Source organism: Endozoicomonas sp. SESOKO4 (assembly GCF_024606275.1).
Genome location: NZ_JAHHPS010000358.1, coordinates 1 through 1537 on the forward strand (window position 1 = coordinate 1; position 1537 = coordinate 1537).

Sequence of the window (1537 nt, forward strand, 5' to 3'; positions counted from 1 at the left end):
CGTATTGCCATCGTCATCCTTCTCTTTGGCCAGTGAGCGGTCAAAGTTCAGCAATATCTGGATGGCCTCTGTTTGGCCATTATGAGCAGCTACGTGGAGAGCCGTCCAGCCACGGTTATGCTTCTCTTTGGCAAGTGAGCGGTCAAAGTTCAGCAATGTCTGGATGGCCTCTGTTTGGCCATTACGAGCAGCTTTGTGGAGAGCCGTTTCACCATTGTTAGCCTTCTCTTTGGCCAGGGAGGGGTCAAAGTTCAGCAATTCCCTGATCAACCTTGTGTTGCCAGTGCGGGCAGCAGAGTGAAAATCCCGAAGGCGCTGGGATCGGTCACTGTCCAACAATACCTGGGCCTTGACGGTCTCTGTGTGGCCTTGACGAGCAGCTAAGGCTGCGTGTGTAGCTGTCTCACCATCTTTAACCTTGTCTTTGGCCACGGAGTGTTCAATGACAACTTCCGGTACAAACAGTGGCGGAGCTGATGGCTCAGGATCAAGACTTGATGAAGCCAAAGGCTCTGAAAGCGGTGCCGACAATCCAACAAATGATGCTTCAAGTTTTTCTCGCTCTTTCTTCAACCAGCCAAGTCGCAGTGACCTGACTTGAAGCAGCTCGGCCTGTTGAAACAGCTCGTCCCAGCTGAGTTCAGGGTTGGTCTCCAACAGTGTTTTCAGAAGCTGCTGATGCTCAGGGTTACCCAGACTAAACCAAGACAATGCAGCTGCAGGTGAAGCATGCTGTAACAACATCTGAAGTACAGAGACACCGGCATGGTTGAAACGCTTAAGAAACGACCGGATGACTGCCGGTGAAGTATATTGAGCCAGATCGTGGAGCACGGTTCTGTTGTTACGATCTGTCTGATTCAAATCCTCAGCGACTATCGGTAAATCGAATTGTTGTAACAGGTCGAGCAGGCTTTCTTCCGTTCCTAAACGAATCATGAAACGGAACAGAGTCAGAGTATTGTCCATTAAAGGTGTTCCCAGTACCTGCCCTCTATAGTGAGTGCACTGACTTTGGGTATGATTTTGTAGCATTATTTGGCGAGCTTGAACGGTACCGGCAGTGGGTCTGAATTGTTGACACTGGTCGCATGTTAGATAGTGCCTTTCTGCGTGAGGCAGTAGTTCCTGAAGCAGAAAACCGCTCTGTTGGCAATCCAGACAAGCTAGCCTTAATCCGGCTTCTGACGCATACCTGTCCAGATTCGCTAACACCTGTCGTTTGCTTACGTGATATTTGGTTTGAAGCAACCTGATGGTGTAATAATCAACATCCCCGGACAATGCATTATGAGTGTAATCAGTACCTTTATTATCAGGTTCTGGATAATTCTGCCCTGGCTGGCCTTGTTTTTTTTCATTGTTGTGTGCCTGACTGCCTGAATCACTCTGTTTGCTGCCTTTATCCACTGCGGGATTTGGTGAAGTTGTGCTTTCGGAGTTTCCCAACTGTAGGGTTCCGGGGGGTGTCTGAGTCTTGGTCTGTCTTTTAAAGGTGCGTTCCAGTTCCGAGTATTCAAACTCAAGACTGAACTCA

1 protein-coding gene is annotated in these 1537 nt (G+C 48.9%); it reads right to left on the reverse strand.

All coding sequences use genetic code 11. The annotated features are described in order from the left end of the window. Positions 1-1410: ankyrin repeat domain-containing protein (locus KDK16_RS07040; RefSeq protein ID WP_257275332.1), on the reverse strand; the 1410-nt coding region annotated here is incomplete at its 3' end. Positions 1411-1537 lie beyond the last annotated feature (127 nt).